This is a genomic window from Marinobacter sp. C1S70 (genome assembly GCF_000475355.1).
Lineage (GTDB): Bacteria > Pseudomonadota > Gammaproteobacteria > Pseudomonadales > Oleiphilaceae > Marinobacter > Marinobacter nauticus.
Map to the genome: position 1 here is coordinate 1 of NZ_AXBW01000063.1, position 8,777 is coordinate 8,777.

An 8,777-nucleotide genomic window follows, 5' to 3' on the forward strand; every position below is an offset into this window, starting at 1 on the left:
GCGAAGTCACTGATTCAGGTGTTTTCTAACTTTTGCGATCAGTATTCACCCACCGCCGAACCCAATCCAGAGTACCTTCCGAAGGGCTGGAATTACACACCCCACGAACCTCGCCAAGCACCCACGTCTTGTTGTGACACTCAAGCTAGATGGTTAAACGCTCCGGGTGGATCATCCGGTAGATGAACACTTCCCCGAGGGCAACTGGAACATCATAGCTGCCCACGCAGTGCCGCATGGTTGCCCCTTCTTCCAGAAGCTCCAGCCAGGAGCGCAAAGGCTCTATCCCTTCGATTGGGGCGAGGGGCGGTTTCGGGTAGTCGCCGTGTTCCTCAGAAAGCTCTTTCGCCAGGTCTTGGCGCTTCTCTTCGGAGTTTCGGCTGTTTGCCCTGTTGAACCGTTCAACCAGGCGGTCGTGCTGGGCCTGAAGAGCTTCTCTGGAATGGATGCCGGCAAGAACCTGCTCATTCCGGCCGGCCATGGCCAAGGTGTCCCGAATCATCCGGCACAGCCAGGACAATTCCACTGCGGAGGTGTGTTCGTCCACCAGATTCAGCAATCCGGGCCATAACGGTTGTCGAACGCGATTCAGTAAACGAAGGTGGCTTACATGGAGCTGAGGATGGTGCCGCATCAAGGCTAAGTACTCCGAATTCTGAAGTGCGGCGCGAATATCTTCCAGCTCCCAGGGTAATAGAGGCGATAAGGCCAGTCGACGGACTAATCGAACCAGGGATCTGCTGCCTGGAAGCCCAACGGCTTTGAGGATGTCAGAGCGCTTACCGGCTAAGAAAGCGTTAAACGCTTCGAGCGACCACGACTGTTTTCGTGCATGGTCGACCGCCAGGATGAAGAGCAGGGGAGCATCGTTGGCTAGTTCACGCGCCGCCTCGGAGGTCGCACAAGCCTGCGCCAGCTCAAAGTCCATAGCCGGCATTAAAGCGGCAACCGCAGAGACAGACTCCGGCAGCGCATCGCAAAGACGCCGACCCGCATCATCTTCCAGCGTAAACAGGGGTAACCCCGGCGGCTCCAGGAACTGGCCCGAGGCCTAAGCCGTAATACTTTGACTACACTGCCTCAAAAATAACGGCCAAGGATGAAGCTATGTGCGGACGGTACAACGTAACAGACTCACCTGAAGTTAAAACGCTGATGGAACAGCTGGGTTTGCCCGGTGTCGCACCAAGACCTCAACACAACGTTCCGCCAGGTGGGATCGGTGAATTCGTCATCGAGGCGGCCGATGACCGGTACCTGTTGCCGGGCATCTGGTCACTGCTGATCGAGCAAAATCCAAATGATTATGGCTTCCGGCCTAACCCCAAGTTCCATACCTTCAACGCCCGCAGTGATCGCCTGACCAGCAGCCCGCTGTGGAGGAAAGTTTATCCGTTCAAACGCTGCATTGTGCCGGTCAGCGCATTTCATGAATGGAAGGGCAAGCAGGTTTACAACATTCACCCGGAACACGAGGCCACGGCGCTCGCGGGACTATGGCAATCTTGGCATTTTGGCGATGAGCAGGTGAACTCGTTCACTGTCATCACGCTGCCACCGCACCCGAAGTTTAGTCACATCCACCCCAAGAGCATTCCATTGGTGCTGCGCCCGGAGGAGTTTGATCTCTGGCTGGATCCAGAGTTTCACGAAACGGATGCATTCCAGGGGCTGATGAGAACGCATATTTCAGCTCCGTTGGTATGCGAACCGGTGCGAAGCACCAAGTGGTTAGAACCGGCAGGTGAGGTTGAAGTGATTCCGGCAGATTGAGGTGGGAGAACCTTTAACAAATGATCCGGGCTTAACGAACCCACCACCGGATGAAACCAATTGGGGAAATTAAGACGATGAATACTCTGAACCATGCTGGGCAGCTTTCCCACTCCTCCCACCCATCGACCGCATCGTTGAAATAGCTGATACACAGTAAGGAAACGGATACCCACATAACGCAGAGAAATGCGAAAACCACAATATTCATAGTACTCCTTCCTCCCTTTTGATAGTCAGCGCGTCAGCTGATTCTCCGCTTCACGCAAAGCAATTTCCCAGGTCTCGTTGGAAACCGGCATTCCGTTTTCAGCTAAGGGCGTTACCCCAAGTTCCTGTCGTCTGGTATTTACCTTATCAATGTACTCTTGGGACATCGGGTTGATACCGCGGCTGCGGTCTTTGGCATCAGCAATAGAGTCATAGTAATGGTCGTATTCTTCCGGAAACCGGTCCGCGTGAATCTTGTGTGCGAGCTCCCGGATTCGGATATTGAGCGCGTCGACCTGATCCAAAGCTTGGATTTCGGCTGGCGTTTTACCAAGGCGAGCTTCTCGGTGGGCTCGGGCTTGTTCAGCTTTATATCGATTCATGTGAAATACCTCGCTGGATGGTGAAAAGAAATGTCATGGCGTTATGCGCACTGATAGTCAGGGCATGGATAGCAGCATCTGTGCGTCGTCTACTGAGGTCCAGAATCTCGAGCACGGGATTTTCGTAGCGGAGTTCGGCATACCACACTTGGTAGAAATAGGAGGCAGCTCTATCCAGATCTTCAGAGGTTATCAGTTCGCAGCGAATAAGCGCTTCAGGAGATTCCGGTTGCTGGTAGATTCGGGAGTTGGAATTGAACACCGGATTGTCGTGGATAAGCGCATTGTAGATCTCGTGATGAAATCCAAGCATCGTGTCTTCGAAACAGTAGGATGAGGTGGTGAAACCATGTTCGATGAATAGCTCAGGAAAGCGTTGATTATTCAGGGTTGGTGATCCTCCGTTGTTTCTCTGTTAGCGGCTTTACTTCACGGCAATGAAAATCTAGCATTCTAAAGCGACAAATAACGTCGCCAGCGTCAAGGCCACTTAAAAGAAAGGGATTTTTTATGTCCAATACCGCGGTCCGTTACCTCACCATGCTTAGAATGGTGCCTCGTTTCCCGAAGGCCATCACCACGAGTGAACTTGCAGAGCGCCTTGATGATCATGGTTTCCGAGTCACCATGCGATCAATACAGCGGGATCTGGAGAAACTGAGCCTGGACTTTCCGTTAATCGTGGATGAGGAATCCCGACCGTACCGGTGGTCTTTCGATCGTAATGCGACGATGGATATTATCCCGGCACTCGACCTGCCTGCCGCGTTAACGTTTGAGCTGGCCAGAGCCTACCTCTCACCGATGTTGCCGCCACGGGCGTTGTCGCACCTGAAACCCCATTTCGATGAAGCCCATCGCACCTTGCTCCGGGAAAAGAATCCTCTGGGCCAGTGGCCAAACAGAGTGCGTGTCATCAACCGCGGGCTGGGGGGTGAACGGCCGGCTATTGATGCGGATGTTCTGGAAACCGTTACCGAAGCCCTGTTACGAGAGTACAAGTGCAAGCTGACCTACCAGGCTCGTAAATGGGCCGAGCCTGAGGAGATCGTGGTACACCCGTTTGGACTGATTTTCCGGGATCCGAATGTGTATCTGATTGGCACCATCGAGGGCAGGGAAGGCACGCGCCAACTGGTTCTGCATCGGGCCACTACAGGTGAGTTGGTAGAGGAACCATCGGATCGACCAGAGGATTTCGATCTGGATTTGTACATTCGTTCAGGCGCTATGGGCATTCTCAAGTCCGATGAACCTGTGTACCTGAAGTTACGTTGTGACAAACCGGCTTTGAACCATCTGATTGAATCACCCTTGGGGTTTGACCAGATCACCAATGAGATTGATGACTCAACGTTCGAGATTGCCGTTACCGTGGGCGACACGCAGGATTTGCGGTGGTGGCTGACGGCGCAGGCGATTCATTGCGATATTCTGGAGCCTGAGTGGTTGAAACTAGACATTGAGAACACGCTTTCGCGGGGCCTTAACAGAGTAAGAGGTGGGAATAACTCATGAGCATTTTCGAAAACGACCAGAGCTCAATCAGCAAAGTCACGACGGAACAACTGGCACAGATTTTGGGTGGTGGAGACTGCTTTATAAGAACCCGTGACGGAAATGTTACAGGCATGGCCATTAGACTTGATCTGAATCCAGAGGCACCAAATCGGATACTTGTAGGAAAGGGACCAAGACTCGAGAGCTTATCCAAGAAGATGGTTGCTGCAAATGCGTTTCTTCCGGTGTATCTCAAACTTGCTACAAATCAGTGGGCTCTGTTGGGCCACTATAAAGCCCAAAAATTTGAGACAGATCCCAGCGAGGTAGAGAGCTACAGGAAAGGTCGTAGCGGCGAGTTGAGCGGAGTTCTGTTTTTAGTTGGCGAGAACACCGAGGAAGAGTCTACTGGATTTTTCGCGGCCGGCTATGTCCAAGATGCCGAGCGACGGAAAGTGATTGAAGTAGCTGCCATTAAGTACGTTATTGGCACACTGACCAAACGCGAAACAGGTTACGATGTTGAATCCGTTGAAACCAAAAACCTTGGATTCGATTTATTGGCTAAGTCAAAGGATGAAGTTCGACGGATAGAGGTCAAAGGGACATCCTCTGTTACACCTACCTTCTTTCTCTCAGCAAACGAATATCGAGCTTCCCAAGTCATGCCCGGATGGGAGTTGATGGTCGTGACCGAAGCAGATACTAATCCAAAAATATATAGGTATTCACCTTCGGAGATATCGAATAGTTTCGATATAAAGCCGACTATCTACAGGTGTGAGCTCAAAGCTGATTAAATTCCTGCGACGCTGCTTGTCGCAGGAGTTCTCCACAATATCACAAGATATTCTGGAGGCCCGCTATGCTGTTATGGAAAGAACTCATCAATGAAGCCCACGAGCCGGACTATCCTGCATCCTCATCCAAAGACGAGCTGAAGCTACTGCAAATCTACCTCTGCCGGTTGTTCCTCATCACCGGGTATAAAAAGGAATTCCGTCTCGTTGGCATGGACGAGCCGGACGTTTTCCTCGGGCTGAAGCTGCCGACAAGAGATGAGAGTGAGGTAAGTGCAGCGGTTTTCCTGGAGGCAGTACGTAAGCGCGAAAAGCAGCTTACTCAAAGCCTGAAAGGCAAGCCGGAACTGTCCTTTGAGCCTCTGCTGGCCAACCTGATCAAGGAGCTGAAGCCGAGCGTGGTTGAGGTCAAACTGTTGATCTTCGCCATCCTTCTCCTCAATCACCCGAAGGCTAAGGAAGTCATGCGGGATCTGGAGATTAATGAATTTGGAAACTCTGTTAGTGCTCTGGCCAGGGCGATGCGAGAATCCGGGAGAACCATTGCCGCGGCGTTAGATCAGGACGCCATGCTTTGCCAAATTCGCCTGTTGGAGGAACCGAACCAGAACAGCGATATCTGGGATCTGGTAGAGGCCGGGCCGCTCCTGAGTCAGCTGGTGGTGGCCACCTCTGAGCAATGTGACGCAGGCGCCACAGAAGACATCGAACAGATGCTGTTCAAGCACATCTGCCCGCCGGGACCAGCGGCACTGCATTCCATCGCCGACTTCAGGGGTATTCCTGATCTTCAGCTGATGCAGGATTACCTGCAGGATGCTCTCAATAACAAATCTCGTGGCAAAAACATTCTGCTCTACGGCAAGCCCGGCACAGGGAAAACCCAATTGGCCAGGGCCCTGGCGGAAAAACTGGGTGCTCCGCTGTATGAAGTGCCCACCAAAGACAGCCACTCTGGCGCCATGACCGGCCGTGTTCGTCTGGACGCTGCCAAGATGGCCCAGATGTTTCTGGAAGATCGGCTAGGCGCCATTCTGATGTTCGATGAAATGGAAGACGCTTTCCGAAAATCCGATCAGCTCGCCAAAGGCTGGTTCAACCAGATGCTGGAGGAGAATCGCGCCCCGGTGATCTGGATCAGCAACAACATCAGTGCCGTCGACGCTGCGTTTCTGAGGAGGTTTGATTTCATTGTTGAGATCGAGGGCACAGGTGGTGATCGCCAAGCCGATAAGCTGAAACAAACGCTTTCTGAGTTACCTGTTGCTCCGGCCTGGGTATCGGAAGTAGCCAGGAAACCCTGGATGACGCCCGCTCTCGCGAGAAATCTGGCCGAGGTAGGCCGCTATCTTCCGCAACGCCAGGTTATGCGTAACCAGCATCGCCTGGAGACCATGGTCCGGCAGCGGCTGGAAGTGATGGGGAAGCGGATGCCGGGCCGTATTCTGCCCAAAGCTCAGAAGTCCGATTTTCCCGAATTCCGGGCCGAGTGGATCAACACCAAACCGACACTTTGGAACGTAGAGCGTTTCGTTCGTGAGGAAGGCGGCGCCCGAATCCGCCTGTATGGCCCGCCCGGTGCCGGTAAAACCGCTTATGCCCAGGAACTTGCCAAGCGCCTGAACAAACCCTTGATGCTGCAATCGGGCAGTGATCTGCTGGGCATGTATGTTGGCCAGACCGAAAAGAACATTGCCGAGATGTTTGACAAAGCGGAGCGTAGCAGTGCGGTGTTGCTGCTGGATGAAGCAGACACCTTTCTCTATAGCCGCAATATGGCACACCGCAGCTGGGAGATCAGTGCTGTCAACGAATTCATGGTTCGCCTGGAGCGCTTCGAAGGCGTTTTCCTCGCTACCACCAATCGATTCGACAGTTTTGACAAAGCCATCCTTCGCCGCTTCCAGATGAAAGTGGAATTTGGCTACCTGACCCCGGAGCAGGTGAAGGCCATACTTGCAGCCTGCGTTGTGGACTCGGACAAGACCAACAACCTGACACCGTCAGAGCTGGCCGAACTGGACCATCTCACACCGGGCGTTATGCGAGCTGCCGTTCAGAACCTCCGGCTGCGAGGATTCCGGCCACGTACAGGTCGATTGCTCGATGCCCTGAAAGAGGAACAACGCCAGCAAACTGAGGGCCTGCTCAGCCAGCCCATCGGCTTTGTCCAGTAGAGGAGAGCGCAAGTGATTAGAACGCCAAAACCAGTCTGGAAAGTAGGCTGCGCCTATCCAATAAACTCAATGACCATTAACTGGCAGAAAGCGGCGACGCTGAACAAGGCAGAGCTTGCCGTTCTGTCGCCAGAGTTGAATCGCCTTATGACAGGCAAGTTGGTAGCAACTGCATCACCGGACTGGCCTGCCATTATTCTATACTCTGAAGCGCGTTGGGACGCGCTGTCTGAACAACTTAGGGCATTGCCGAATGACAATCCAGATGCCCGGAAAGTGCAGCGTCGAATGCTGGGGAATGCCCAATATTTCGACGTGACAGAGCCCCTGATTCTCGAGCAGCCATTATCCGAATTCGGAAGCTTCACTAGCGAAAATAATAGCTATTGGCTGGTCTGTTTTGATGAGACATCGGCGGAACTCTGGTCTGAACACAACCTCATCAGTATCGCCGAAACTACCAAGCCGGAGGCGAGTCGCCTGATTCAGTTCATGCGCGGCGAGGGCCGGGACCACCAGGGCCGAACGATCGATGACATCCTCGCCTTTGATGACTTCTGGCTGGAGCACACCCACGATTTCGTGCAGTGGCTGTTTCCCATCCCGGAAGCCAGTCGAGCCAATCCGATGGCGCCGGTACTAACCCAAGAAGATTGCGACGTTTTCAAATGCGATAGCGATCTAAGGCAGCAACAGAGAAAGGCCCTGGATCGAATGCTCGCTTTCTATGGTCTTGTGCGCCGGAATGGTGTGATAGAGGCCCTGCCGGGCCTAAACCCCAGGGACCATATCTGGTTGAAAGCGGGTGGCCATAATCACCTTCGGATTACCCGCATCATCCGGAGCCTGCACTACTGCCATCAGCCTGAATTGGCGAGGGCGGTTCAGGCGGCGTTCATAACTCTTGGGCATACTCAGGGCTACGTAAATGAAACCTCCCTCGGATACTGGCGCAGCGCTACAAAGTAACCTCGTGAGCTCGAATCGGTTTGTGGAACACGACTGTATTAATTATTGAGTCGAGGCAAGCAACGGCTTCCTGTCCATTTCCGAAAGCGACGATGATAGCGGCGTTGCGTTTCGAACAGGCCTTGGCATGAGCTACCAGGTTTCCGAGCAGCTGCGTTTGCGCGCAGACTGGGATCTTCTGCTGAATGTCGGCGATGAAGACGAGACCGGCGAAGCGGATATCAACGTATTCTCCGTTGGCCCCGAATTCCGGTTCTGAGACCCTATCAATTCAGGTGCGCCAAGGCGTGCGCACCTGAATCAGCCCATATTAGCCACCCCAAACGGAATATGTACCATCGGTACATTGCCCGCTTCAGATTCCAAGTGGGATCGCTGATCATCAAAGAACATATGCGGCTTTAGCACACTCAGTATCCTGTCCTTCTTCATACCACCCAGGAAGAACACCTCATTGGCATCTACGCCCCAGTGCTCCAGAGTCGTGATCACCCGTTCGTGGGAAGGGGCATTGCGGGCGGTGACAATGCCGGTTCTGACAACACGCTGATAACTCGGGTTGGCCTCTACCGCTTTATCTTCCAGCTTCTGGAGATGGGAGAGCTTCCGGAATAAGTCAGCCAACGGGCCTGGGCTGTGGGGAATGTGGGAGCGGGAGGTTTCGTGTTCCTGGAACTCTTCCAGAGAGCCAGATTTATAGACCTTTTCCGATGCATCATCCGCAATCACACCGTCGAAGTCGAAAGCAATCCTCAGCTCTGTATCGCCTTCATCGTCCACCACCTGACTTGGCAATACTGTGCCGGCAGGGTGTCCGTAGTCGATGGCCTGCAAAACGTCATTCTCGTTAGCTGACAAGAACAGCGAAGCGTTGAAGGCGGGAATGTAGGGGTAGGGTGACTTGCCCTCGAGAAAGGCAGCACGGGTTATATCCAGGCCGTGGTTGCGTATTCCAGACCAAGGTT

The 8,777-nt window shown here is 53.4% G+C and carries 9 protein-coding genes; 6 read left to right on the top strand and 3 right to left on the bottom strand.

What is annotated here, in order from left to right:
- Nucleotides 1–145 precede the first annotated feature (145 nt).
- On the bottom strand, nt 146–634 hold the full coding sequence (locus Q669_RS19650) for a PcfJ domain-containing protein (protein ID WP_160170567.1): 489 nt from the start codon (nt 632–634) through the stop codon (nt 146–148).
- A gap of 473 nt (nt 635–1,107) precedes the next feature.
- On the opposite strand from Q669_RS19650, the gene Q669_RS15020 reads away from it, so the two are divergent.
- Nucleotides 1,108–1,773, top strand: a complete 666-nt coding sequence (locus Q669_RS15020) for an SOS response-associated peptidase (RefSeq protein ID WP_022992911.1) — start codon at nt 1,108–1,110, stop codon at nt 1,771–1,773.
- 236 nt (nt 1,774–2,009) lie between these two features.
- Here Q669_RS15020 and Q669_RS15030 read toward each other — a convergent pair whose 3' ends face one another.
- Nucleotides 2,010–2,366 (bottom strand): hypothetical protein, encoded by a 357-nt coding sequence (locus tag Q669_RS15030; protein WP_022992913.1) that lies wholly within the window; start codon nt 2,364–2,366, stop codon nt 2,010–2,012.
- A gap of 510 nt (nt 2,367–2,876) precedes the next feature.
- On the opposite strand from Q669_RS15030, the gene Q669_RS15040 reads away from it, so the two are divergent.
- The 5 genes from Q669_RS15040 to Q669_RS19580 all read left to right on the top strand — a co-directional run bounded on the left by Q669_RS15040 (nt 2,877) and on the right by Q669_RS19580 (nt 8,071).
- Nucleotides 2,877–3,884 (top strand): helix-turn-helix transcriptional regulator, encoded by a 1,008-nt coding sequence (locus tag Q669_RS15040; protein ID WP_022992915.1) that lies wholly within the window; start codon nt 2,877–2,879, stop codon nt 3,882–3,884.
- Nucleotides 3,881–4,666 carry a DUF3883 domain-containing protein gene (locus tag Q669_RS15045; protein WP_022992916.1) on the top strand — a complete coding sequence of 262 codons (786 nt, stop codon included), beginning with the start codon at nt 3,881–3,883 and terminating at the stop codon, nt 4,664–4,666. Before Q669_RS15040 ends, Q669_RS15045 begins: the two co-directional genes overlap by 4 nt.
- 65 nt (nt 4,667–4,731) lie before the next feature.
- Entirely contained in the window at nt 4,732–6,843 is a 2,112-nt protein-coding gene (locus tag Q669_RS19130) for an AAA family ATPase (RefSeq protein ID WP_022992917.1), read from the top strand.
- 69 nt (nt 6,844–6,912) lie between these two features.
- Nucleotides 6,913–7,812, top strand: coding sequence for an opioid growth factor receptor-related protein (locus Q669_RS19750; RefSeq protein WP_022992918.1), 900 nt, complete (start codon nt 6,913–6,915; stop codon nt 7,810–7,812).
- A 76-nt stretch (nt 7,813–7,888) separates the two neighbouring features.
- Entirely contained in the window at nt 7,889–8,071 is a 183-nt protein-coding gene (locus Q669_RS19580) for a hypothetical protein (protein ID WP_227501123.1), read from the top strand.
- 41 nt (nt 8,072–8,112) lie between these two features.
- Here the strand turns inward: Q669_RS19580 and Q669_RS15060 are convergent.
- Nucleotides 8,113–8,777: 5'-nucleotidase (locus Q669_RS15060; RefSeq protein WP_022992920.1), on the bottom strand; the 665-nt coding region annotated here is incomplete at its 5' end.